General features: G+C 67.9%; 23 protein-coding genes and 1 riboswitch. Of the genes, 5 read left to right on the top strand and 18 right to left on the bottom strand.

The annotated features are described in order from the left end of the window. Window positions 1–9: 9 nt before the first annotated feature. The 10 genes from ribH to ACZK5N_RS05270 form a co-directional block, all read right to left on the bottom strand. Window positions 10–531, bottom strand: a complete 522-nt coding sequence (ribH, locus tag ACZK5N_RS05315) for a 6,7-dimethyl-8-ribityllumazine synthase (RefSeq protein WP_459019363.1) — start codon at window positions 529–531, stop codon at window positions 10–12. 14 nt (window positions 532–545) lie between these two features. Beyond that, the gene (locus ACZK5N_RS05310) at window positions 546–1,766 is read right to left on the bottom strand and encodes a bifunctional 3,4-dihydroxy-2-butanone-4-phosphate synthase/GTP cyclohydrolase II (RefSeq protein WP_459019364.1); all 1,221 of its coding nucleotides are present in this window, start codon (window positions 1,764–1,766) and stop codon (window positions 546–548) included. Then, window positions 1,763–2,356, bottom strand: coding sequence for a riboflavin synthase (locus ACZK5N_RS05305; RefSeq protein ID WP_459019365.1), 594 nt, complete (start codon window positions 2,354–2,356; stop codon window positions 1,763–1,765). Before ACZK5N_RS05305 ends, ACZK5N_RS05310 begins: the two co-directional genes overlap by 4 nt. Continuing rightward, the gene (gene ribD, locus ACZK5N_RS05300) at window positions 2,356–3,420 is read right to left on the bottom strand and encodes a bifunctional diaminohydroxyphosphoribosylaminopyrimidine deaminase/5-amino-6-(5-phosphoribosylamino)uracil reductase RibD (protein ID WP_463624694.1); all 1,065 of its coding nucleotides are present in this window, start codon (window positions 3,418–3,420) and stop codon (window positions 2,356–2,358) included. Before ribD ends, ACZK5N_RS05305 begins: the two co-directional genes overlap by 1 nt. 71 nt (window positions 3,421–3,491) lie before the next feature. Continuing rightward, a riboswitch (FMN riboswitch) is annotated at window positions 3,492–3,621 on the bottom strand. Window positions 3,622–3,758: 137 nt separating this feature from the next. Further along, window positions 3,759–4,013 carry a hypothetical protein gene (locus tag ACZK5N_RS05295; RefSeq protein ID WP_463624692.1) on the bottom strand — a complete coding sequence of 85 codons (255 nt, stop codon included), beginning with the start codon at window positions 4,011–4,013 and terminating at the stop codon, window positions 3,759–3,761. Window positions 4,014–4,104: 91 nt separating this feature from the next. Further along, the gene (locus tag ACZK5N_RS05290) at window positions 4,105–4,386 is read right to left on the bottom strand and encodes a metal-sensitive transcriptional regulator (protein WP_463624690.1); all 282 of its coding nucleotides are present in this window, start codon (window positions 4,384–4,386) and stop codon (window positions 4,105–4,107) included. 29 nt (window positions 4,387–4,415) lie between these two features. After that, entirely contained in the window at window positions 4,416–7,205 is a 2,790-nt protein-coding gene (locus tag ACZK5N_RS05285; RefSeq protein ID WP_463624689.1) for a heavy metal translocating P-type ATPase, read from the bottom strand. Between the two features lie 96 nt (window positions 7,206–7,301). Further along, window positions 7,302–7,616: a heavy-metal-associated domain-containing protein gene (locus tag ACZK5N_RS05280; protein WP_463624687.1), complete on the bottom strand. Its 315-nt coding sequence runs from the start codon at window positions 7,614–7,616 to the stop codon at window positions 7,302–7,304. 85 nt (window positions 7,617–7,701) lie between these two features. Beyond that, window positions 7,702–9,246 carry an ABC transporter permease gene (locus tag ACZK5N_RS05275; RefSeq protein WP_463624685.1) on the bottom strand — a complete coding sequence of 515 codons (1,545 nt, stop codon included), beginning with the start codon at window positions 9,244–9,246 and terminating at the stop codon, window positions 7,702–7,704. After that, window positions 9,243–9,914: an ATP-binding cassette domain-containing protein gene (locus tag ACZK5N_RS05270; RefSeq protein ID WP_463624683.1), complete on the bottom strand. Its 672-nt coding sequence runs from the start codon at window positions 9,912–9,914 to the stop codon at window positions 9,243–9,245. The genes ACZK5N_RS05275 and ACZK5N_RS05270 overlap by 4 nt, the downstream gene beginning before the upstream one ends. A gap of 379 nt (window positions 9,915–10,293) precedes the next feature. Here ACZK5N_RS05270 and ACZK5N_RS05265 point away from each other — a divergent pair, with 379 nt between their 5' ends. Both ACZK5N_RS05265 and ACZK5N_RS05260 read left to right on the top strand, forming a co-directional pair. Further along, the gene (locus ACZK5N_RS05265) at window positions 10,294–11,091 is read left to right on the top strand and encodes a prolipoprotein diacylglyceryl transferase (protein ID WP_463624682.1); all 798 of its coding nucleotides are present in this window, start codon (window positions 10,294–10,296) and stop codon (window positions 11,089–11,091) included. Between the two features lie 5 nt (window positions 11,092–11,096). Next, entirely contained in the window at window positions 11,097–11,540 is a 444-nt protein-coding gene (locus tag ACZK5N_RS05260; RefSeq protein ID WP_463624680.1) for a hypothetical protein, read from the top strand. 58 nt (window positions 11,541–11,598) lie between these two features. On the opposite strand, the gene ACZK5N_RS05255 is transcribed toward ACZK5N_RS05260, so the two are convergent. From ACZK5N_RS05255 to ACZK5N_RS05245, 3 genes are all read right to left on the bottom strand, one after another. Further along, window positions 11,599–12,228, bottom strand: a complete 630-nt coding sequence (locus ACZK5N_RS05255; RefSeq protein WP_463624678.1) for a DUF305 domain-containing protein — start codon at window positions 12,226–12,228, stop codon at window positions 11,599–11,601. A gap of 90 nt (window positions 12,229–12,318) precedes the next feature. Next, entirely contained in the window at window positions 12,319–13,464 is a 1,146-nt protein-coding gene (locus ACZK5N_RS05250) for a sensor histidine kinase (RefSeq protein ID WP_459019370.1), read from the bottom strand. Further along, on the bottom strand, window positions 13,461–14,168 hold the full coding sequence (locus ACZK5N_RS05245) for a response regulator transcription factor (RefSeq protein WP_463624677.1): 708 nt from the start codon (window positions 14,166–14,168) through the stop codon (window positions 13,461–13,463). The genes ACZK5N_RS05250 and ACZK5N_RS05245 overlap by 4 nt, the downstream gene beginning before the upstream one ends. 123 nt (window positions 14,169–14,291) lie before the next feature. On the opposite strand from ACZK5N_RS05245, the gene ACZK5N_RS05240 reads away from it, so the two are divergent. From ACZK5N_RS05240 to ACZK5N_RS05230, 3 genes are read left to right on the top strand one after another with little or no spacing between them, the layout of a single operon-like run. Continuing rightward, the gene (locus ACZK5N_RS05240; RefSeq protein WP_459019372.1) at window positions 14,292–14,594 is read left to right on the top strand and encodes a glutaredoxin; all 303 of its coding nucleotides are present in this window, start codon (window positions 14,292–14,294) and stop codon (window positions 14,592–14,594) included. Next, entirely contained in the window at window positions 14,594–15,559 is a 966-nt protein-coding gene (locus tag ACZK5N_RS05235) for a cytochrome c biogenesis CcdA family protein (RefSeq protein ID WP_463624675.1), read from the top strand. Before ACZK5N_RS05240 ends, ACZK5N_RS05235 begins: the two co-directional genes overlap by 1 nt. Continuing rightward, window positions 15,556–16,179 carry a peroxiredoxin family protein gene (locus ACZK5N_RS05230; protein WP_463624674.1) on the top strand — a complete coding sequence of 208 codons (624 nt, stop codon included), beginning with the start codon at window positions 15,556–15,558 and terminating at the stop codon, window positions 16,177–16,179. Before ACZK5N_RS05235 ends, ACZK5N_RS05230 begins: the two co-directional genes overlap by 4 nt. 68 nt (window positions 16,180–16,247) lie before the next feature. On the opposite strand, the gene ACZK5N_RS05225 is transcribed toward ACZK5N_RS05230, so the two are convergent. The 5 genes from ACZK5N_RS05225 to ACZK5N_RS05205 all read right to left on the bottom strand — a co-directional run bounded on the left by ACZK5N_RS05225 (window position 16,248) and on the right by ACZK5N_RS05205 (window position 23,673). Next, window positions 16,248–16,460, bottom strand: coding sequence for a hypothetical protein (locus tag ACZK5N_RS05225; protein ID WP_463624673.1), 213 nt, complete (start codon window positions 16,458–16,460; stop codon window positions 16,248–16,250). Window positions 16,461–16,644: 184 nt separating this feature from the next. Beyond that, complete coding sequence (gene nifJ / locus ACZK5N_RS05220) at window positions 16,645–20,181, bottom strand: pyruvate:ferredoxin (flavodoxin) oxidoreductase (protein ID WP_463624672.1); 3,537 nt, start codon at window positions 20,179–20,181, stop codon at window positions 16,645–16,647. A 70-nt stretch (window positions 20,182–20,251) separates the two neighbouring features. After that, the gene (locus ACZK5N_RS05215) at window positions 20,252–21,709 is read right to left on the bottom strand and encodes a 4Fe-4S binding protein (protein ID WP_463624671.1); all 1,458 of its coding nucleotides are present in this window, start codon (window positions 21,707–21,709) and stop codon (window positions 20,252–20,254) included. Beyond that, entirely contained in the window at window positions 21,709–21,993 is a 285-nt protein-coding gene (locus ACZK5N_RS05210) for a hypothetical protein (protein WP_463624670.1), read from the bottom strand. Before ACZK5N_RS05210 ends, ACZK5N_RS05215 begins: the two co-directional genes overlap by 1 nt. Before the next feature lie 498 nt (window positions 21,994–22,491). Further along, window positions 22,492–23,673 (bottom strand): YVTN family beta-propeller repeat protein, encoded by a 1,182-nt coding sequence (locus tag ACZK5N_RS05205; RefSeq protein ID WP_463624669.1) that lies wholly within the window; start codon window positions 23,671–23,673, stop codon window positions 22,492–22,494. Between the last annotated feature and the right edge of the window lie 170 nt (window positions 23,674–23,843).

Here is a 23,843-nt window from a genome sequence, read left to right as displayed (position 1 = left end):
AGGCGTCATCTAGGAACGGTCCTCATCGGCGCCGTCGGCGCGTCGGGCGCGGGGCCGGTGCGGTGAGCGCAGGCGGCGCAGCGTCAGAGCGGTATCCATGGCTGCGTGGGCGGCCTCGTAGCCTTTGTCTTCAACCGAGTCTGCGAGTCCGGCCCGTGCGAGTGCCTGTTCCTCGGTGTCGCAGGTGAGGACGCCGAAGCCCACGGGGGTGGCGTGATCGAGTGCAACCCGGGTGAGTCCGTCGGTGGCGGCGGAGCACACGAAGTCGAAGTGCGGGGTGCCGCCGCGGATGACGACGCCGAGGGCGACGACGGCGTCGTGGGTGCGGGCCAGCGCATCGGCGGCGACGGGTAGTTCGAAGCTGCCGGGTACGCGCACCACCGTCGGCTCGGTGCCGGCCTCGGCGCAAGCACGGAGCGAGCCGGCGAGGAGGCCGTCCATCACCTCCTTGTGCCAGCTGGCCGCGACGATGGCGACGGTGAGGCGGCTGGCGTCGACGCCGGGAGTTTCGGGTGCGCCGTGTCTGCTCATGAAAGTGCTCTCTTCTACTTGGTCGGGAGGCCGGGGATGAGGTGTCCCATGCGGTCGCGTTTGGTGGTGAGGTAGGAGAGGTTGTGTGCCCCTGGTGGTACGACGAGCGAAACCCGTCCGGCGACGTCGGTGCCCAGCTCCTGGAGTGCGGTGACCTTGGCGGGGTTGTTGGTCATGAGTCGTACGGCTTCTACGCCGAGGTCGCGGATGATCTGCGCGGCCACAGTGTAGCGGCGGGCGTCGACGGGGAGCCCGAGGTCGGTGTTGGCGTCCACGGTGTCCCGGCCGGTCTCCTGGAGGGCGTAGGCGTTGATCTTGGCCACCAACCCGATGCCGCGACCCTCGTGGCCCCGCAGGTAGACGAGCAGGCCGCGACCTTCTGCCGCGATGCGCTCCAGTGCCAGGTCCAGCTGAGGTCCGCAGTCGCAGCGGCTGCTGCCGAACACGTCACCCGTGAGGCATTCGGAATGCACGCGGGTCAGGACGGGGTCCGGGCCGGTGATCTCGCCGAGCGCCAGGGCCACTTGTTCCTCGCCGTCGAGGGTGCTGCGGTAGCCGAAGGCTCGAAAGTCGCCGTGTCGGGTGGGGAGAACCGCCTCGGTGACGCGCTCGACGAACTGCTCGGTGCGTTCGCGGTGGGCGGCGAGGTCGTCGATGGAGATCATCGCCAGGCCGTGTTCGTCGGCGAAGTCGCGGAGCTGCTGGCCGCGCTTCATGGTGCCGTCGTCGTTGACGATCTCCACGAGAACGCCGACGGGCTGCAACCCGGCGAGCCTGGCCAGGTCGACGGCGGCCTCGGTGTGTCCGCGGCGGGCCAGCACTCCGCCCTCGCGGTAGCGCAGCGGGAATACGTGTCCAGGGCGGGTGAGGTCCGTGGGCTGGGTGGTGGGGTCGGCCAGGACCCGGGTGGTGTGGGCGCGGTCGGCGGCGCTGATGCCGGTGGACACGCCGTGCCGCGCGTCGACGGTGACGGTGAACGCGGTGCGGTACTGGTCGTCGTTGTCGCGGGTCATCAGCGGAATCTGCATGCGGTCCAGCAGGTCGCCGGGCATGGGGGCGCAGATCACGCCACTGGAGTGCCTGATGGTGAAGGCCATCATCTCGGGCGTGGCCTTCTCGGCGGCGAAGATGAGGTCGCCCTCGTTCTCGCGGGACTCGTCGTCGACGACCACCACGGCCCTGCCGGCGGCGATGTCAGCGATCGCCCGCTCGATGGTGTCGAGTTGGATGCTCATCGGGTCACCAGGCGCTCGACGTACTTGGCGATGATGTCGACCTCGAGGTTGACCTCGTCGCCGACCTCTCGAAGGCCCAGCGTGGTGCGGGTCAGGGTCTCCGGGATCAGGCCGACGGTGAACGTCTCGGCGTCGTCGTCGACCGAGATCACCGTGAGGCTGGTGCCGTCCACGGCGATGGATCCCTTGGCGACGACGTAGCGTGCCAGCGCTCTGGGCAGCGAGAACGTGACGGTGTCCCAGTGTTCGCTGGGCACGCGGTCCACGACATGCCCGGTGCCGTCGACGTGTCCCTGGACGATGTGGCCGCCGAGCCGCGCGGTCGCGGTGAGGGAGCGTTCGAGGTTGACAGGGCTGCCTGCGGAGAGGGACCCGAGGGAGGTCTTGTCGAGGGTTTCCTGCATGAGGTCGGCCGTGAAAGCGGCACCGTCGAGGGTGACGACGGTCAGGCAGCAGCCGTTGACCGCGATCGAGTCACCCGGCGCCGAGTCGCTCGTGACCATGGGGCCGTCGATGGTCAGGCGCAGCGCATCCGGGTAGGGCTCGAGGGCCACCACGTGCCCCAGTTCTTCGACGATTCCAGTGAACATCAGCATTCTCTTTCAAGGGGGGTTGGAGGGATCGGGCGTAGGGTGAGCCGCAGATTGGGTGGGTCGCCAGTCTCGAGCGGCGGCAGGGTGGTGGCGTCGACGAGGGTCAGGTGCACTGCGTCGCCGATGCTGGATATGCCGAGGCCGCCGATCACGGGGCTGCCCGCTCCCAGAAGCTTGGGTGCCACATAGGCCACCACTTCGTCGATCAGGCCCTCGCGGAGGAACGCGGCGGCCAGGGTCGGTCCGCCCTCGAGGAGCGCATGCCGGCGTTGCCGGCGGTGCAGCTCTGCCAGCGCAGCTCGTGGGTCGCGGGTGCGCAGGTGCAGCGTCTCGGCCGCGTCGTCGAACACCCGGCTCCCCGGGCGAAGTTCCCGCAGCCCCATGACCAATCGCAGCGGTTGGGTCCCGACCAGGGCGCCGTCGCGGTCGCGGACCGTGAGGTGAGGGTCGTCCACGGCCACGGTGCCGGTCCCGGCGACGATGGCGTCGCACCGGGCGCGAAGCCCGTGCGCGTCCGCACGTGCCGCGCCTGAGGACACCCAGCGCGAGCTGCCATCGTCGGCCGCGGTGCGCCCGTCGAGCGTCGCGGCGAACTTCCACGTCACGTACGGTCGGCCCTGGGTGACGGCGAAGGTCCAGTGGTGGTTCACCTCGGCCGCGTCTTCAGCGAGGAGGCCGCCCTCGACGTCGACGCCCGCGTCACGAAGCCGCCTGCCCCCGCCGGCGGCCTCCGGGTTGGGATCGGCCTGCGCGAAGACCACCCGCCGCACCCCGGCCGCGATCAGTGCCTCGGCGCACGGTCCCGTCCTGCCCCAGTGATTGCACGGCTCCAGCGTGACGACCGCCGTCGCACCCTCAGCAAGGTCGCCTGCTGCGGTGAGCGCGTCGATCTCTGCGTGCGGCGTGCCCGCTCCGCGGTGGTGCCCCTCGGCGATGCGACGCCCCTCGGGCGAGATCAGCACGCAGCCCACGCGCGGGTTCGGTCCCAGCGGGGCGTCGTCGGCGACGGCCAGATCGAGGGCGCGCAGCATGGCGGCCAGTTCTGCCGGTGATTCAGTCACGGCGCCCCACATCCCATTTCGGGCGCGCTCGGGGGCACACGATCAGGCGGCAGATAGGCTGCCGCCGACCGTAGCGTGCGCTTCCCATCCGGACTTTGACCGTCGGTCCAGGAATTCCACCTGGTCAACCGGCCAACCAAGTTGGCCGGGTCGCGGACTATCACCGCCGGTGCGGAATTTCACCGCCCCCAGAGCACGCATACGTGTATCTGAGGCCAAGAATGCATCCGCGATCCCCGGCAGTCAATTCCGGGCTGTCGACCGCGGCGCAGTCCGGAACAGCGGATCGCGACCGCGTCGTGTCCGATGATGTGCTCGGCTCCACCCCGCTGCCACGGTCAGTGGCGATGGCCGGAGCCTGGGCGGCCGTGCATCAGCAGCATCATGCCGGCGCAGAGGAGGCCGCCGATCAGGGCGCCTCCACCGCCGCCGCTGAACAGGGACCACAGCCCGAACCCGATGAGCGGCAGGCACATGAGGAGCATGTGCCACATGTGGCCGCCATGGCCTCGGTGTTGTGTGGCGGGTCCGGTGGCCGCGGGTGGTGCGTCGGGTCCGGTGTCGGCGGGGCGGGGGTGGTTGTGGAGGCTCATGAGCCTGGTCCTTTCGGCTGAGTGGTGCTTCTTCTGTGTGGGTGCCGGCTCCAGATGTGACTCGGGGCCGGCCGGTCTCTGGTCGCGAGGGTCAGCTGCGGATGAGTCGGGCGATGACCATGGATGCTTCGTGGACCTTGGCGTCCTGGTAGGTGGGGTCTGGTGAGTCGATGGCCTGGGTGAGGCAGTGGTGGAGGTGGTTGTCGACCAGGTCCAGGGCGATGGAGCGCAGCGAGCCCGTGACCGCTGAGGTCTGGGTGAGGATCTCGATGCAGTTCGCGTCCTGGGTGACCATGCGTGCGATGCCGCGGACGTGGCCTTCGATCACGGCGAGTTGGCCGATGAGTTCCTGGCGCTGCTGGGTGCTGGTCATGTGTCCTGGGCCTGGTCTGGTGTCGGTGCCTAGTGGTGGTGGTGCGGGGCGGGGGTGTGGGTGGGCTCGTGGTGGTGCTCGGCCGGAGCCTTGGGGTGTCCGTAGCGGGCGGGGTCTGCGTCGAAGGCTTCGGCGCAGTGGGTGGAGCAGAAGTAGAGGGTGGTGTCGCCGATGGAGCGTGTGGCGGCCGCGGAGGCGGTCTTGACCTTCATTCCGCAGACGGGATCGATGTGGGCGGTGGTCTTCTTGCCGAACATGGGGGTGTCCTTTCCGGTGGTGTGGTGGTGGGTGGTCGTTGTTTCGCCGCCGATTTCGACGACGGGGGCGACGGGGGTGCGGGTCGCGTGGGACTCGTCGATGGGGTGGGGTGCCCAGCGGCGGAGCCGGTTGGCGTTGGTGACCACCGACAGGGAGGACAGGGCCATGGCTGCGGCGGCGACGATGGGGCTGAGCAGGATCCCGAAGACGGGGTAGAGCAGCCCGGCGGCGATGGGGATGCCGAGGCTGTTGTAGAGGAAGGCGAAGACGAGGTTCTGTTTGATGTTGCGCATGGTGGCGCGGGACAGGTCGACGGCGGTGACCACTCCGGACAGGGCCCCGGAGATCAGGGTGATGTCGGAGGATTCGATGGCCACATCGGTGCCGGTGCCGATGGCGGAGCCGACGTCGGCCTGGGCCAGGGCAGGGGCGTCGTTGATGCCGTCGCCCACCATTCCGACGATCTTTCCTTCGTCCTGGAGGCGGCGGACCTCTGCGGCCTTGTGGGCGGGCATGACTTCGGCGACCACGCGCCGGATCCCGACCTGGGCGGCGATCGCGGCGGCGGTGGCCCGGTTGTCGCCGGTCATCATGATGACCTCGATCCCTCGCTGCTGCAGGGCTGCGACGGCGGCGGGGGAGCCGTCCTTGATGGTGTCGGCCACCGCCACGATTCCCGCAGGGAGCCCGTCGACGGCCACCAGCATCGGCGTCTTGCCACCGGATGCGAGCGCGTCATGGAGCGGCAGCAACGTTTCTGCCGCCACACCGGACTCGTCCAGGAGTCGACGGTTCCCGATCAGGACGTCGTGCCCGTCGATGTGGCCGCGGACGCCTTGCCCTGTGATCGAGTCGAAGTCGGTGACCTCGCCCAGGGCGAGACCGCGATCGGTGGCGCCTGTGACGATCGCGGCGGCCAGGGGGTGTTCGGAGCTGTTCTCGATGGCGGCGACCCAGCCGAGGAGCTGGTCCTCGTCGAATCCGCCTACGGTGGCGACGTCGGTGAGGGTCGGCACTCCCTTGGTGATGGTGCCGGTCTTGTCCAGGATTATGGCATCAAGTTTGTGGGCGGTTTCGAGTGCTTCGGCGGAGCGGATCAGGATGCCGTGTTCGGCTCCCTTGCCGGTGCCGACGGTGATCGACATCGGGGTGGCGAGCCCGAGGGCGCAGGGGCAGGCGATGATCAGCACCGAAACGGCGGCGACGAGCGCGAACACGAACACCGGCGGCGGGCCGACCAGCAGCCAGATCGCCAGCGTCCAGACCGCGATGATGATCACGGCGGGGACGAAGTAGCTGGAGACCTTGTCCACGAGGCGTTGGATGGGGGCCTTGGATCCTTGGGCCTCGCGGACCAGTTTGATGATCTGGGCGAGCAGGGTGTCGGAGCCGACCTTGGTGGCCACGTAGCGCAGGGCTCCGGTGGCGTTGATGGTGGCGCCGATGATGGTGTCGCCGACGCTCTTGGCCGCGGGGATCGATTCGCCGGTGACCATGGACTCGTCGACTGCGGAGGATCCGCTGATCACCTCACCGTCGACGGGCATCTTCTCCCCGGGGCGGATCACGATCACATCCCCGACCACGACGTCCTCGACCGGGATCTCCTGTTCGGTCTCGTCGCGCAGGACCCGGGCGGTGCGGGGCTGCAGGCCGATCAGCTTGCGGATCGCCTCACCGGTGCCGGCCTTGGCCTTGGTTTCCAGCAGACGGCCGAGCAGGATCAATGTGATGATCACGCCGACTGCTTCGAAGTACACCTGCCGCAGTTCCTCAGGCAACAGGCCGGGGGCGAAGGTGACCACCAAGCTGTAGCCGAACGCCGCGACGGTGCCCAGGGTGATCAGCGAGTTCATGTCGGCGGTGCGGTGCGACAGGGCCCGCCACCCGACGCGGTGGATCGGCCACCCCGACCACAGCATCACCGGCGCGATCAGCGCGAGCTGCAGCCAAGGACTCATCAGAGCCTCAGGTACCCAGGTGGCGCCGAACAGTTCGACGGCCATCACCGCGACCAGCGCCGGGGCGGTGAGGATCGCGCCGATGATCACCCGGCGGGTCAGGTCCCGGATCTCAGCAGCCCGCTCCGCCTCATCCTCGTCGCCGTCAGTCGACAGACCGACCGTCGCCGGGGAGGCTGCTGCCTGCGCACGATGCTCCGATGCGATGATTGGGGCCGGGGCTGTGTGGGGGGTGCCGGTGACGCGGATCAGGCCGGAGACCATGTTCATGCCGCAGGCGAACCTGAACTCGCCGGCCTCAGTCGGGGTGAACTCGACGGCTGTGGTCCGGTACGCGGGAAGACTCGCGTTGACTTTGAAGTCCGGCATCACCACACGGGAAGTGCACTCGCCTCCCTCTCTGCGGTCGAACAGGATCCGCACCGGCATCCCGGGACGCACCCCGTCGATCACTCCGGGGTTGTAGCCCCCATCGACGGTCACATCGACCACCTGAACACCGTCCTCGATGCGGACTCTCCCGGCCCGTTTCGGACCGAAGAAGAACCACAACAGCAACCCGGTCAGGACCACCGCCCCACCTATGACCAACCAGAGCATCACAAATCTCCTCATCTCTTCGTCTCCACCCCATTACCCTGGGGGGGTATATCTCGACGGTAGACCCGCGGAGGTCCGGAAACGACCCCGAGGGGGTCAGGCTTCGGTCAAGGTTTCCGGGCCACCCTCCACCGGTGCCGCGGTGGAGGCATGTCGGTGGCGCGATCCGGGCCGCTGACGGCGCCGGCGTCGGGTCAGTTCGAACCCGGATCGGTCGAGGGTGGCTCGGACCTGGTCGCTGGTCACGGCACCGGCCGGCGCCAGCGTCAACAGCGACTCACCGTGCGGTTCCAGATCCAGCGCAACCGTGTGCACCCCGGGCAGGGCCCGCACAGCGTCGACGGCGCTGATCATGCAGCGCCAGCATGTGAGGCCGCGCACCCCGTAGGTGGTCTGTGTCATCCTCGTCACGTCGAATCACCCTCGCTTCCTGGTCGGTTTCGCGTGTCCATGTCGATGGTGCCCCGCGCGGTGTCGGGAACGGGTCTGGGTGGGGTCAAGATCCAGGCAAGACCCCGTGCAGCGGTGCGGGCTTGGTCGTCCGCCGCGGCGATGCTGTGTTCGTGTGGGTGCTGAACAGGATCCACACGACGGCAGTGAGTCCGAGGATCCAGAGCGCGGCGATGAGGAGGCCCCCCTTTTCGTCGAACGTGTCGGTGAGGCCAGTGTCGATGAGGACGCGGTACGGCCCGTAGCCGGGGAGGAACGCGGCGGCCCCGGGGGGTTCCAACCGCAGCATCGGGCTCTGTGTGATCCCGAGATCCAGGAAGGGGATGACGAATGCGATCAGTACTCCGGTGACGCGTCCGAGGAGGAATCCGAGGCACATCCCCAGGAGTGCATAGACGGTCCCCAGCAGCAGGGTGCCGACGATGAATCCAGCCCATTGCCGGGCGGGAAACACCAAGGCCGTGATCGTCAGGGACGCGGCCGCGGTGACGAGGACCGCGGCCGCGACCTCACCGAAGCGGCCCACCAGCAGTGCGGATCGACGCATGCCGACCTGAACCAGGCGGCGGTCCCCGTGACGGTTGTTGAGGGCGATGAAGAGCCCGGCGACCGCGGCCAGCGAGGCCACCGCGATCGGAGCCATGGTCCCTGCGTGTGTGTCCGGCAGCCAGAACCGCGTGTCGACTTCCTGCCCACCGTCGATCACCCGCATCACGGAATACCGCTCTTCTGTGATGAGTTTCGACAACCAGATGAACACCACCGGCACGGTCACGAGGAGGACCCAGAGCGCAGGGTTGCGTCGGTACTGTCGCAACCCCATCCGGCAGCTGGTCCCGACCTGTCCCGCCCAGCCCGGTCGATGCGAGCCATCCGGGCGCCGAACGGTGCGTGCCGCGCGTGCCAGGAGCAGTCCGCTCGACAGGACTGCTCCGCCGACCCACACCAAGGCGACTCCGAGATCGCCGAGCTTTCCCCCGTGGCCCGAGGGCAGGTCCACCATCCATGACGTGACGAAGTGGGTCGGCATCCACCGGGTGATCTCCACCCGGTCGGGTGAGGTCAGCGCCGGTCCGAAGAACACGTCGACGATCCAGACGAGCAGGATCACCACCGTGCCGTTCACCTGGTCCCTGACGACCGATCCGACTGCGGCACCGATTCCTACATAGATCACGGCGAACATCAACGTGCCGGCCGCGACGCGGAAAGGCTCGTCGACCCCGGCGCGCAGAAAGAGCGTCGCCAGGGCGGCTGTGGAGGCCAACACGGAGATCAGCAGGCCGGTCGACATCCTGGCCAGAACGAGCGCTTGGACGGGGAGGCCCGACAGCACCAGGCGATGGTCTGCGGATCTGGCCTGGCCGGCCTGGAAGAACATCGCCAGTGCCGCCAGGAACGCCGCAGCCCAGCCGGTGGTCGCGGTCTCGACCGCCCGGCCGGTTCCGCCAAGCAGTTTCGCGGCATCAGCCATGGGTTCGGCGGCCACCAACACGAACACGACGGGGATCAGAACCAGGACCACCAGGTTCACGGGGTTGCGCACGTAGTCCAGGAGGAATCGGCGGGTCAGAACCCCGGCGGCGGTCATTTTCGCGTCGCCTTCCCGTCGCGCAGTTCGATGATGCGGTCGAACCGTGCCTCGTCGGCGATGAAGTGGCTGATCACGAGTATCGCCCGGCCAGATGACCGCCCCCGTCCGACCAGATCCCAGAACCGGAGGTAGGTGTCCCAGTCAAACCCGGAATACGGCTCGTCCAGCAGCAGCACCGACGGGTCCGGTAGCAGAGCCAGCGCGAGATTCAGTTTCGCGAGCGTGCCACCGGAGAGCCGGTCCGCGCGCTCACCCGCATATCGCTCGAAGTCGAGGTCCTCGTACAAGCGTCGCTGCGCCCGGAGCCGCTCAGCGCGGCTCATCCGGTACGCCACTGCGAAGAGCTCAAAATGCTCATCGCACGTCAAACGCTCGAACACCACCGGCCGCTGCGGACAATAACCCAGTGCCCCTCGCACTTCCACGACGCCCGCGTCGGCAGCCAACCCCCCTACCAGAATCTGCATGAGCGTCGACTTGCCCGATCCGTTCTCCCCGACCAGACCCACGACCTCGCCACGGCTCAGCGACAGCGACACCCCGTCGAGCACAGGATTGAGCCGCCGAAACGGCCAGAAGCCCTGCCCGTAGGTCTTTGAGATCCCAGTCCCGACGAGCACGACGTCCGCTCGGGCATCCTCGGGAAAGCTGCCGCTCGAACCCATGCCGATCACCGCCTTCGAACACCGTGACGTATGTCACGCACCCTCGAGGGGGAAGGTCACCCGGCCCGCCAGAGGCACGATCGCTCAATCACGAGGAGAGTCCGGTCACAGGTGGCCCGTGGCGGCGCCACGACACCCCCAAGGGGTATGCCATCAGGGTAGGCACGTGCGGTCCCGAAAGCGCCGGCATGGGGTCAGAGTTCGGTCAAGATTCCGGCGTCTTGACGGCGCTACCCGTGCCCCGGACCGGGACGTGGGATCTTGACCAAACCTTGTCCGGGTCCTGCTCGTTGCTTTACCCGGCCAGTTGAGACTGGGCAGTGAGGCCACGCGGGCACGCCGCGCCGTCTGGTGACTGTTTCGACGATGGGAGTGGGCTGTGTGGCCTGAAGTGTTCTCGATATTTGGGGTGGGGATCCAGTCCTACGGGCTGAGCAAGGCGCTGGCGCTGCTGGTCGGCGCGTGGCTCTTGGGTCGCGCGTTCACGCGGATCGGCTACGACAAGGATCTTGCGCACTCGATCGCGCTCTGGGCGACGGTGTGGGGATTCGTCGGCGCCAAGGTGTACTACCTGGTCGCGAACTGGGACAACTTCAGCTGGCACATGCTCGGCGGGTCCGGGTTCGTCTGGTACGGCGGCCTGATCGCAGGGTCGATCGCGGTGATCGTGATGACCAGACGCCACGACCTGCCGCTCCCACGGGTGGCCGGCGCGATGGCGGCGCCGCTCTCGGTGGCCTACGGCATCGGCCGGATCGGCTGTTTCCTGGCTGGTGACGGTACCTACGGCAAACCCACCGATCTGCCGTGGGGGATGGCATTCCCCAATGGGGTGGTGCCGGTGGACGTGCCGGTGCATCCGGTCCAGCTGTATGAAGCGGCGGGTGCGTTCCTCATCGCCGGCATCCTGTGGGCGCTGGGCCGCAGGATGCGCCCGGTGGGGGTGTTCGGATCCTATCTCCTGCTCAGCGGCGGCGCCCGCCTCCTCGCCGAGGTCGTCCGCATCAACCCGCACGTCGTGTTCGGTCTCACCGAGGCGCAGCTGATCGGAATCGCCAGCATCATCCTCGGCGCAGCCCTGATCCTCCGAGACGCCTTCAACCCCGCCGCCCTGGTGGAAGATGCGTCGGTTGACGCGGCATCGACCATCCTCAGCGCGCAACGGGTCGGGCGATGACAGCCGTGGACAGCACGACCGCCGATTCAGAGGCCGGTGTGGCAGGGGGTCGTCGCGGGTTCTGGGGTGCGCTGTGGGCCGGGACCCGGGCCACCCTGGGCGCGTTGATGGGGCTGGCGCCGCACGTGATGCACCACATCGGGTTCCTGGCCGGGGCCGCGCTCCTGACCGGCTTCCTCGGTAACACCGTGCTCTACGTGGTGGGGTTGGCGTTGAGCATCCCGCTGCTGCGACGGCTCCGTCGCCGGTTCGGCACCTGGAAAGCGCCTGCGATCGGGATGGCGGTGTTCACTGGCCTGTTCGCCCTGTCCGCGTTCGTGATCGGGCCGTTGTTCAACCCGGCCGCCACCAGCGACTCAGACACCCCCGGCCCCGAACCGGCAGCCTCCGCCAGCGCGTCCGGCTCCGAAGAACACGAAGGGCATCACAGCGCCTCACCCACCCGATGACACCCGTCCGGCCACAGCGGCTGGACGGGCGCCTGCTTCGTGCTCTCGAGTGCGCGGGTCAGAGGTTGGTGAGCATGTCCTCCATCTCGGTGATCTCGGCCCGCTGGTCGGCGATGATCTTCTCGGCCAGGGCGACCGCGTCGGGATTCTGGCCCTCGGCCACCTGCTGCTCGGACATTCCGATGGCGCCCTCGTGGTGGGCGATCATGGCCTCGAGGAACGCCTGATCGAACTCTGTACCCGAGAGGCCGTCGAGCTGGCCCATCATCTCTTCCTGGCTCATGCCGTTCATGTCCATGCCGCCCATGTCCATGCCGCCATGGTCACCGGGGGAGATGTCCTCACCCCAGGCGCTCAGCCAGGAGGTCATCTCGTCGATCTCCGGGCCCTGGGCCTCGGCGATCCGCTCGGCCAGTGCCACCACCTCGGGGGTCTCGGCGCGCTCGATCGCCAGCTGCGACATTTCGATGGCGCCCTCGTGATGGATGATCATCATCTGCGCGAACGTGGTGTCCTGCTCGTTGTGGTCGCCCGCGACCTCCGACGAGGCGCTGGCGGACGCGGATTCGGTGGCCGTGGGGGAGGTGGTCGCTGCAGGGGGGGTGGTGCTCTGGTTTCCGCAGGCCGCCAGGGTGGCCGTCAGGACCAGCCCCGCCAACGTGGCGGTGATCCGCTTCGTGGGTGACATGTGTTCTTGCTCCGTTCCTGGCCGACGGGGGTCGCCGGTCCTTGATGTCGAGGCTACGTACCGTCAGCTGACGGTCCAACCCGTGGAGGGTCAAGAATCGGTCAAGACACTCTCCGATGCTCGCGCGGTGGCGAGGGGGAGGCTGAGGGTGAAGGTCGAGCCGTGCCCGAGGCCCGGGCTGGTGACCGTCAATGAGCCGCCGTGGGCCAGGGCGAGGCTGCGCGCGATGGTCAGCCCGATCCCGGACCCGCCCGCATCGCGGGCCCGGGCCGTGTCGGCGCGGTAGAACCGTTCGAACACCTTCGAGAGCTGCTCCGCAGCGAGACCGTCGCCGGTGTCGGTGACCATCATCACCACCTCACTCTTGGATTCGCGTGCGCTGATGCGCACCATCCCACCGGCGGGCGTGTGCCGCAGAGCGTTGTCGAGCAGGTTGCCCAGAATCTGACCCACCCGCTGCGGATCCGCTACGACGAACCCTGAGTCAGAGTCCGCGGACAACACAACGCCCTTGTCCGCATATCTGGTCGCGACCGAGGCCACCGCGGTCTCGATGAGGTCCCACACCGGCTGCGCCTGGGTGTCGAGGGTGAATCGGCCCTCCTCGGCGCGCGACACGTCGTCGAGGTCTGCGGCGATCTTCTTGAGCCGGGCGGCCTGCAGGGTGAGCAGTTGTTGGCTCTCCCGGTCCCAGGGGACCACGTCGTCGATGACGGCCTCCAGCTCAGCGGTCAGCGTGGCCAGGGGGGTGCGGAGCTCGTGCGCCACGTCCGAGAGAAGCCGACGTCGGCTGGTTTCGGTCGAGTCCAGGCGGCTGGCCATGCCGTTGAATGCTTCAGCAACGGCGTGGAATTCGGGACTTGTCGCGGTCTCGGGGACGCGAGCGGTGTAATCGCCCGCCTCCAGCAGTGCGGCGGCCGCTGTCAGTTGCTCCAGGGGCCGGCGCAACCGTATGGTCTCCAGCCAGGTCAGGCCGATGGCCAGAGCCAGCGCCACAACCAGCCCGATACCCAACGATCTGACGCCGGCGTCCAGGAACGCCTGTTCCACGTGCCCCATCTCGGCGATGCCGCCCGCCTGGCCGAGTTGTTCCAGGTGTTCGTGAAACAGGGAGGGGCCGACCACCACAGCGACCAGTGCGGCCGTGATCACGCCGACAGTCACCACGAGCGCCTGTGTGAGGAAGGTGCGGGTGCCCCATCGCATCCGGCCGACGGAGCCGCGCAGTTGCATCATCGCCCTGGTCCCATCCGATATCCGACGCCGCGGACCGTGAGGATGTAGCGAGGCTCGGCGGGTGGGTCGTCGAGCTTCTTGCGCAGGTTCGCCACGTGGACATCGACGACGTGATCGTCACCGACCCAGCCCGGCCCCCACACCGCGTCGATGATCTGCCGCCGGCTGAGCGCCACGTTCGGCCGTGCCGACAGTGCGTCGAGGATGTCGAACTCGGTGCGGGTCAAACCCACCGGCTCGCCGTCGATCCACACATCACGGCCCTCCGCATCCACCCGCAACACTCCGAACTCGCGCGGCGCTGCCGGCTGTGTGCCGTGGGCCTGGCGGCGCGGCCGCCTCAGCACGGTGTTGACCCGGGCGACGAGCTCGCGGGGGCTGAACGGCTTGGTCAGGTAGTCATCGGCGCCCACCGACAAACCGATCAGCTTGTCAACCTCGTCGGCCCGGGCGGTCAGCATCAGGATGTAGCAGTCGGAGAACAACCGGATCTGGCGGCACACCTCGATGCCGTCGATCCCCGGGAGACCCAGATCAAGAATGATGACGTCGGGATCCAGCTCCTGGGCCGAGCGGACCCCCTCGGGTCCGGTGTAGGCCAATGCGGTGTCGAAACCTGCCCTATTGAGGTAGGAGGCGACGATCCCCGCCAGCGGGCGCTCGTCGTCAATCACCAGCACACTCGACCTACGGGGCTCAGCCATACCGCCATTATTGACACACCACGCCCGCCAGCCCACCTCCCTCGCAGGGTTGGGCGACTCTTCTTGGCCGAACCTTGACCCGGGCTGAACCGTCCCCTGATCTGGAGGGGTCACGCTGGGATCGTGAATGACATCCTGGCGTCAGCGCCGCCGAGCGCTCCGATCGAGGTGGTGGACGTCACCTTGGTGACCACCCCCGCGTGCCACTTCTGTGACGACGCCCACGAGCGCCTCGATGCCCTTGACCGCGCCGGCCTGCTTCGCCTCGCGACGGTGCCGGCTGAGTCTCCGGAGGGGCAGGCGCTGATCGCCGAGCATCGTCCGGGGATGTTTCCCTTGACGCTGGTGGCGGGACGCTACTTCCACGACGGGCGGATCCCGCGCGGCAAACTCGCGCGGCTCGTCGACCACCTGGGTGCCCGCTGATGGGCGCCGATCTCCTCGGCGCCGGCGGAATCCTGGCCGCGTTCCTCGCCGGCGGCGTCGCGCTGTTCGCGCCCTGCTGCATCGTGTTCCTCGCGCCCAGCTACCTGGCCGCCGCCGCGAAGAACCGCCGCTGGCGCCTGATCCCGCTGACCTTCGTGTTCGCCGCCGGCTTGGCGGCGGTCCTGGTTCCGATCACCATGGGCGTCAGCCTGGTCGCCGGCGCCATCGCCAAGTACCACGTCGTCCTTTACTGGGCCGGCGGCCTGCTGATGATCGGACTCGGACTCCTCGCACTGTCGGGGGCGATGTGGTCGATGCCATCGTTCCTCCGTGCCCCGGACACCGCCCGCGGGGACACCGCCACCTTCTTCAGCCTCGGAGTGTTCTCCGGCATTGCCTCAAGCTGCTGCGCGCCCGTCCTGGCCGGGGTGATGACACTGTCGGCGCTGTCCGGATCACCAGTCGGCGGGCTGGTGCTCGGTGTGGCCTATGTGTTCGGAATGGTGATCCCGCTGTTCGTGATGGCACTGATGTGGGACAAGCGACCCGAGCGGATGCGCAGCCTCCGTGCGAAGCCGATCCGCATCAACCTGGGCCGTTTCACGCTGGCCACCAACACCGTCAACCTGCTGGTCGCGGTCGGGTTCGTGATCATGGGCATCCTGGTGATCGGTCAGGCCGGCGCCACCGAGATGACCGGCGCCGACGCCCCGCTGGTCGGCGTGGGTGCCTGGCTCGCCGAGGTCTTCGCGTGGCTGATCGCGATCACCGCCCCCATCCCCGAAGTCGTCCTCGGCCTGGCGCTGCTTGCCCTCGCGGCCGTGTTCGTCGTGGCCACCCTCCGCGACCGTCGACGCGCCGAACCCGCGCCCGCAGCCCACGACTGCTGCGACGCCGAACCCCCAGCCAGCACTGTGCCTGAGAAGCCAGGCGCCGCCACCATCCCTTCCCAGGAGCCCCGATGACCCCCACCACCACCCCGGCAGCCTCCCGTCGCGAGCAACTCAAAGCCCGCCAGCAGGCCGAGACGCAGCGCGACAAGAAGCGTCGCACCGTGATTCGGATCCTGGGCGGAGCAGTGACGCTGATCGTGCTGGCAGTCGTCGGCTACGGACTGTGGACAGCCATCCCCGAGCAGGGTGACACCCAGCGACTCGCCCCAGACTTCACGCTCACCACCACCGCCGGCACTTCGGTGACCCTCAGCGACCTGCGCCCCAACCCGGTGCTCATCTACTTCAACGAAGGCGCCGGCTGCGCATCCTGCACCATGCAGATGGCCGAGATCGAGAAGAACCCCGGCTTCGCTGAGGCAGGCATCGAGGTCCTGCCGATCGTCATGAATTCCGCTGAGCAGATCCTGCCCGACATGCAGCAGTTCGGAGTCACCACCCCGTACCTCCTCGACGACGGCACCGTGTCGAAGGCCTACGACGTCCTCGACAAGGGCATGCACCCTGGAATGCCCGGTCACGGCTTCGTCCTCATCGACGGCGACGGCGTCCAACGCTGGTACGGCAACTATCCCTCCATGTGGCTCGACCCCCAGGAACTCCTCGACGAGATCACCACGCGATTGCGGTGAAGTCATGGTGAATCCCCGCCAGGCTGGGCCTGGCGGGGATAGCGTGACGAGCGGGCCGATCGCGCCGGTCAGGAGGAGTGGTGGGCCCCCATGCCGGAGAACCCCTGATGCATGCCGGGGTTCATGGTCCCGTCCAGACCCATCTCTGACTGGGCCATCATCCGGACGTGGCCCGCGAACTCGCGTCCGGTGAAGTCAGCAGCTCCGGCGGGGACAGCGGTCATCGCGGCGACTAATGCGGCGACGGCGGCGAGGGCGGCGATCCTTCGCTTCGTGATCATGGTGGTCTCCTTCGTTCGGGGGCGGCCGTTCGGCCGATGAGACCACTCTCCCTCACCGAGGTATGGATTTGACGCACGATCCCCTTCGCTTCGGTCAAGAAGTTGACGACCGGCCATCGGCTAGGTGCAGATTCGCCCTCGAAGCCTCGCCAACCACACCTACGAACATGGGAGACGGCCAGGATCAGGGGGTCGGGGCTGCCAGGTCCCGGTAGTGGGCCCAGCGCTCGTCGGTGTCTTGTTGCATCTCGGTGAGGAGGTGCTCGCTGCGGGCGGGGTCGGTGCGCTGCAGCCGGGAGAATCTGCTTTGCGCCAGGGCGAACTCCCGGACGGGTCGGGTGGGTGATTTGGAGTCGAGGGAGAAGGCTGCGGGCCGCTCGGGTGTTGCGGGGCGGGATCGGTACAGGGGCCAGTGACCGCTGGTGACGGCTGCTTTCTGGTGGTGCAGGGACTGGGCCATCTCGATGCCGTGTTCGATGCAGCTGGCGTAGGCGATGACCAGTGAGACTCCCGGCCATCGTTGTGCCTCCTGCAGGGCTCGCACCGTTTGGATTTCGTTGCCGCCGAGGGCCACTTGTGCGACGTAGACGTCGCGGTAGGTCAGGGCGAATCGACCGAGGTCCTTCTTCTGGGTGCCCTTGCCTCCTGAGGCGAACTTTGCGATCGCACCCCGTGGGGTCGCCTTGGACGCTTGTCCGCCGGTGTTGGAGTACACCTCGGTGTCCAGCACGAGGATGTTGACGTTGCGTCCGGAGGCCAGGACGTGATCCAGGCCGCCGAATCCGATGTCGTGTGCCCAGCCGTCGCCTCCGATGATCCACACCGTGCGGTCGACGAGTTCGTCGGCCAAGGTCAGTAGGCGTGCCAGGTCGGATCCGTCGACGGGCGCGAGGTCGTTGATCCGGGTCTTGAGGCGCGAGATGTTGCGCCGTAGCCGCGACAGGTCCTCGCCGTCGGAGTCGGCGTCGAGGATGCTGGCTGCGAGATCGGTTCCCAGGGCGTCGCTGTTCTGCGCCAGCAGCTTCCGGGCCTGCTGGTGCTGATGGTCGGCGGCGAGGCGGATCCCGAGCCCGAATTCGGCGTTGTCTTCGAACAGGGAATTCGCCCAAGCGGGGCCGCGTCCGCAGGCATCGGTCGACCAGGGGGTGGTGGGCAGGTTTCCTCCGAAGATGGAGGAGCAGCCGGTGGCATTGGCGAGGATCAGCCGGTCGCCGGTCAGTTGGCTGAGAAGCTTGAGGTAGGGCGTCTCACCGCATCCTGAGCAGGCACCGGAGAACGTGAACAGGGGTTCCAGCAGCTGGGAGCCTTTGACGGTGTCGGTCTTCAGTGCGGAGCGGGGTGGCTGGGGGAGGTCCTCGACGGCGGCGAAATGTTCCTGGTCGAAGTTGAGGCGGTCACCGATGGGCTCCATCAGCAGCGCCTTGTGGGCGGGGTTGACCTTGTCTGCCACCGGGCACGCCTCGACGCACAGGCCGCAGGCGGTGCAGTCCAAGGGGGAGATCGCCAGGGTGAGGCGGTGCCCCGGGAGTTCGCGAGAACTGAACTTGGTGAAGGGGAACTGCTGCGGGAGTGACTGGGTCCCTGACGGGTCGAACACTGCCATGCGGATGGCGGCGTGGGGGCACACGATGGTGCACTTCCCGCAGCCGGTGCACAGGTCGGCATCCCAGACGGGTGCCTCGCTTGCGAGGCCGCGCTTCTCCCACCTGGCGGTGTTGGTGGGGAACACCCCGTCAATCGGCAGGGCGCTGACGGGCAGCAGGTCCCCGTCGCCGTCGAGCATGGGGCCGGTGACTGCGCGGACGAACTTCGGCGCGTGCCCTGGCAGAGGCGCCATCCTCCGCACCGCGCCCTCGACCTGGTCGGGGATGGTCACCTGCTGCAGGCCGCCGAGGGCGGCCAGGATGGCGGCCACGTTGTGGGCGACGACATTGCTGCCCTTGGATCCGTAGGCCTGACGCGCCGACGCGCAGAGGATCTCCTCGACGTCTGCGTCGGGCAGCAGGTCGACCAGCGCGAAGAAGCATGTCTGCATGACGGTGTTGATGCGGCCGGCAAGGTGGTTCTCGCGGGCGATCCGGTAGGCGTCGACCACGTAGACGCTCAGGTCGCGATCGATGATGTCCTGCTGGACCTCCCGGGGCAGGTGGGACCAGACCTTGTCAGCCGGATGAGGCGAGTTCAGGAGGACGGTTGCGCCTCGTCGGGCGGTGTCGAGGACCCGTCGTCGGGTCAGCAACGGGAACTGGTGGACGGCAATGAAGTCGGCCCGGTCGATCAGATAGGTCGATCGGATCGGATCCGGACCGAAGCGCAGGTGCGAGACGGTGATCGAGCCCGCCTTCTTCGAGTCGTAGACGAAATACCCCTGCGTGTGCAGATCGGTGTGTTTCCCGACGATCTTCACCGCCGCCTTGTTCGCCCCGACCGTCCCGTCAGAGCCCAAGCCGTAGAACACGGCCTGCAACGGCGCCTTGGGAACAGTGAACGACGGGTCGGGCTGGACAGACAGACCGGTCACGTCGTCGACGATCCCGACGGTGACGTGCCGCCGTGGCGTGGCGCGTAGAAGTTCGTCGAAGAGGCCCTTGGCCATGGCCGGGTTGAACTCCTTGCCCCCGAGGCCGTAGCGGCCGCCCGTGACCGAGATGTCGCCGCGACCCCCTTCGGTGAGCGCGGCGAGGACGTCGGTGTACAACGGCTCGCCGACGGCTCCAGGCTCTTTCGTGCGGTCCAGCACCATCACCTGTCGCGCCGTCGCGGGGAGCGCCTCCAGGAGCTGGGCGGCGGGGAAGGGCCGATACAGCCGCACCGTCGCCACGCCCACCTTCTCCCCTCGGGCGACCAGCTCTTCCACTGTTTCGGTGGCGGCACCGACCCCGGAGCCCATGAGCACCAGGATCCGCTCCGCATCCGGTGCACCGGTGTAGTCCACGAGCCGATATCGGCGACCCGTTCTGCCCGCCAGATCGTCAAAGAGCGCCTGAACGGTCTCCGGGAGGGCGTCGTGGAAGCGGTTCGCGGCCTCGCGGGCCTGGAAGAACACGTCCGGGTTCTGCGCGGTGCCGCGGATGGTGGGGGCGTCCGGGCTGAGCCCGCTGGCGCGGTGGGCAGACACGGCGCCCTCGTCGACGAGGCCGCGCACATCCTCCCTTGCCAGGAGGTTGATGCGGTCGATCTGGTGGGAGGTTCGGAAGCCGTCGAAGAAGTGGAGGAACGGCACTCTGCTGGTCAGGGTGGCAGCGTGGGCCACGGCGGCGAAGTCGTGTGCCTCCTGCACCGATGACGCGCAGAGCATGGCCCAGCCGGTGCCGCGCGCCGCCATGACGTCGCTGTGGTCACCGAAGATCGACAGGGCGTGGGTGGCCAGCGTGCGGGCCGCGACGTGAATCACCGCAGGTGTCAGCTCGCCGGCGATCTTGTACATGTTGGGCAGCATCAGCAGCAGCCCCTGGCTGGCCGTGAACGTGGTGGCCAGCGTCCCCTTGAGGATCGCCCCGTGCAGGGCGCCGGCAGCGCCCGCCTCGGATTGCATCTGCACCACCTCAGGCACGGCACCCCACAGGTTTTCTCGCCCGGCCGCAGACCAGGTGTCGGCCAGCTCGCCCATCGTGGAGGCCGGCGTGATCGGGTAGATCGCCACCACGTCGGAGAGCAGGTGGGCGATCTGCGCGGCGGCTTCGTTTCCGTCGACGCACGCGGTCTGCGGGGCAGTCGTCATGATGTCCTCCTGGGGAGTGGCCTGTGGTTGAGATGGTCTCAGGTGTCGGTGCGGGTCCAGAGGGCGCCCCTCACATGCGATGAGCCATCGGGAGGAGGAACAAGACGATGTTGACCACGCCGAGGAACGTCACCAGGGCAGCCATCGGCACGAAGGTGCTGGTCCGGCGCTTCGCCGTCTGGTAACGACGACGGGTGATGCGCCACGCGGTGTACAGGGAACCGGCGATGCCCAACGCGAGCAGGGCGAACTGCAGGATCTGGATGGTGAGGTTGCTGGCCAACGCCGGCGACTCGGCGCCGTAGGTGATTCCGAACAGCGCCGCGACCGTGGTGATCACCGATCCGCCCTCGGCCAGGAGGTGGAACAGGTTGTGGGAGATGTGGCCGGCGACGTCGAGCGGGATCAGGGCGTAGCCGAACCGTGCGAAGTTCTTCATCGTGGTCTCAAGGTTGCGGCCCGCCGCCAGACGAGACGCACCAATGAGCAGCCCGACCGGCAGGCTGACCGCGACGGCGAATGCGACGGTGAAGATCAGCGCGTAATTCGTGATGCCGGTCGTGGCCTCCAGCCACGCCAGCGCCGTATTCCACACTTCCAGCATCGTGACGTTCTGCACGATCACGATGCCCATGATGGCCATCGCGAGGAACGACTCCTCGACGGAGGGCTTGTTGATGAACCACAGCTCGCTGGTCGGCTTCCGCAGCCGCACCTGGATGGCGTCATTGGGGCACGCCTTGATGCAGTTGGCGCACAGGTTGCAGTTGGCGTTGGTGTCCATCGTCCGGGGGAAGGTGAACAGCGGGCAGCCCGCGACCTTCTCGTTGCCGTTGTAGCACGCGGCCCGCGCCTTGCAGGTGCGGCAGATCTCCGCATCAGCGCGGAGTTCCACCATGCCGGTGCGGGCGTAGTTGCCGGACAATCCGCCGAGGAAGCACAGGTAGCGGCAGAAGGTGCGGCGCTGGAACAGCGCACCGGAGACGATCACGGCACTGGTGAGGAGCAGCAACAGCACACCTGAGCCCCACGGCGACTCCACGATGCCCCACACATGATCTGCCCACGTGATCAGCAGGAAGGATGCGTCGATGATCCAGATGCCGTACCTCTTCAGGAAGGCCGGGACCGGCTGGTTCACCCCCACCAACTTCTGGACCTGATCCGACAGCCACCCGAATGGGCACACCGCGCACCAGAACCTGCCGAGCAGGACGAACACGATCGGGATCAACGGCCACCACAGCACCCACATCAACGCGGTGCCGGCGTTGTCGTGGGCAGAGTCGGGGCCCACCAGCAACTGGTAGGCCACCAGCCCGAAGACCGCGGCCACAGGCACCTGAATGATGCCGGGGTAGAGCGGGCTCCTCAGCACCCGCGCAACCCACGGGACGCTCATCAGGTTCCGACCCACCGGCGCGGGAGTGAGGTCCGGCTTCTCGTCCAGGTCGAGGAAGACCGGACCCGGCCTGTCCCCGGGCTTTCCGCCGGGCCCTTCGAGTTTCGGCAGAGTGGGAGTGGTCATCAGGATTCCTTCGCGACGGTGTGGGTGTCGGTGGTCAGTGCCGCGGCGCGCGCTTCACGACGTCGCTTGTGGTCGGGGGCGCTCCTGCGGCGCAACAGGGCCGCGTACAGCATGACCGCGCCGTTGAACACGCCGAAGCCGCCCAACACAAGAGCCCGAGGCCGGTCCACAGGAGGATCCTCGCTGTGTTCCTCCGCGCCGCTGCCATGCTCCTCAGCCGCGGTCTCCTCACCTGCTGCCGGCGCCTGCTCGCCGGCCGAGGCGTTGTGGCCCTCCCCATGCACAGAGTCCTCAGCGGGGGCCGGGGCCGGTTCCGGCTCGGGTGACGACGTCACGGGTGCGGAGGCCGCGGGGGGTGCGCTCTCTTCGACTGCTGGCCCGTGCTCGTGGCCCGAAGGCCGGTCACTGCTGCCAGTAGTGGGTTGGCTGCTGGAGGTCGCGGCAGGGCTCGGAGGTTCGGTCGCCGAGTTCGCCACCGCCGGCGGTGAGAGACTGACCATCGTCCACACGACGACAACAGCGGCTGGGGCGACGCTCAGTATGCGGCTCATTCGGGAACTCCTCGGTATGGAATGACCGCCTTATCGTGACTGACCGCCCATGACCGAGATCACCAGAACCCCGGTTCTGCAGAGCATCTTGAGAAGACCTTGACCAAGTCTGTACGCGGCCGCCGACCATCCCCGCCGAAGTGCCCCCGACCTGCTGGCTCACGGTCGGCGGGGGCCCCCAACGCCAGGATGATCCGACGGACGAGGATGAGGGCTGCGCACCTGGATTGGTCAGTGCTCCGCGTGGTTGCCCTCGGCCTCGGTGGCGTAGTCGGGGATGCTGATGCTGATGGTGGCGGGTCCGGGTGTCGGCGGCTGGGGACTGTAGCTGATGCCGTTGGGCTTGTCGCCGACAGGCACAGTCGCGACCGTCTCGTCGGTCGACAGGTCGATCACGGAGACGGTGTCGTCGAAGAGGTTGGTCACCCAGGCTCGCTGCCCGGTCGGCTCGATGACGACCCCGTGCGGGCCGGATCCTGCGGGGACGGTCGCCTGCACCGTCATGGATGCGGGGTCGATCACCGAGACCGTGCTACCCGGGGCGTCCTCGGTTCCCTGGTCGGCCGACAGCAGCCGCGTCCCGTCCGCGGTCAGGTACAGCTGGACCGGGGGCGCCGGAACCGCCACCGATCCTGTGACCCTCTGCTCCACGAGGTCAACCTTCACCACGGAACTGGACCCGACCAGGCTGACGAAGGCGTACCGCCCGTCGGGCGCCACGGCAACCTGCGGAGGCGAATCGCCGACCGGGATCGTCGCGGTGACCTCATACGTGCTGGTGTCCACGACGTCGACGGTGCCCGCGGTGGTGTTGGCCACGACCACCGCCGAACCATCCGGGGTAGGACGCAGTCCATGCGGCCCCGCGCTGAGGCCGACGACGGCCCGGAGTTCCAGCGTCGCCGCGTCGTAGACGCTGAGCGTGTCATCTCCCGCGTTGGTGACAAGGACCTGTTCACCGTCGGGACTGACGACAACGTGCGCAGGGCTCGCTCCGGTAGGGGCGGTGCCCACCAGCTTGTAGGTGGCGGCATCGAGTCCCACAAGGGCGTTGGCCTGACCGCTGACGGCCCAGACCGTGGCCCCATCCGGGCTCACCTGAACATTGTGAGGGCTCTCGATTCCGCTCACCGTCGTCACCAGGGCCCCGGTGGCGGCGTCGATGGCCGACAGGGAGTCACCGTCCTCGTTGGCGACCCAGACCGTGCCCCTTATCTCCGTCGGCTCCTGAGACTCGTTGTCCTCTCCGGTGGCGGCGGTGCTCTCGGCGCCCTGCGTCGCGCCGGTGCTGCTCGACGGCGCAGCCGAACTTGTCCCGGGGGCAGTCTGCCCACAGGCCGTGAACGTCAGGGCGGTCGTCACCAGGACGGCGAGGAACAGGGGGCGGCGTGGACCGCCGTGGCGAGCTGGCACGGGATTTCTCCTAATAATCTGTAGAAACGTGGGACCACTATGACGCGCCAGTCGTGTGCGTTCGATGCTCATCGGGTCAAGATTCCGTCAAGCTCGGCGCCGGCGACATCGCCCATCAGACCGGCCTCGCCCGGGGGCCCTTGAAGTCTGATACACAAGGACTCTGAGCA

The sequence above is a fragment of the Tessaracoccus pujii genome (genome assembly GCF_055326215.1).
This window is presented reverse-complemented; position numbering and strand designations above follow the sequence as displayed.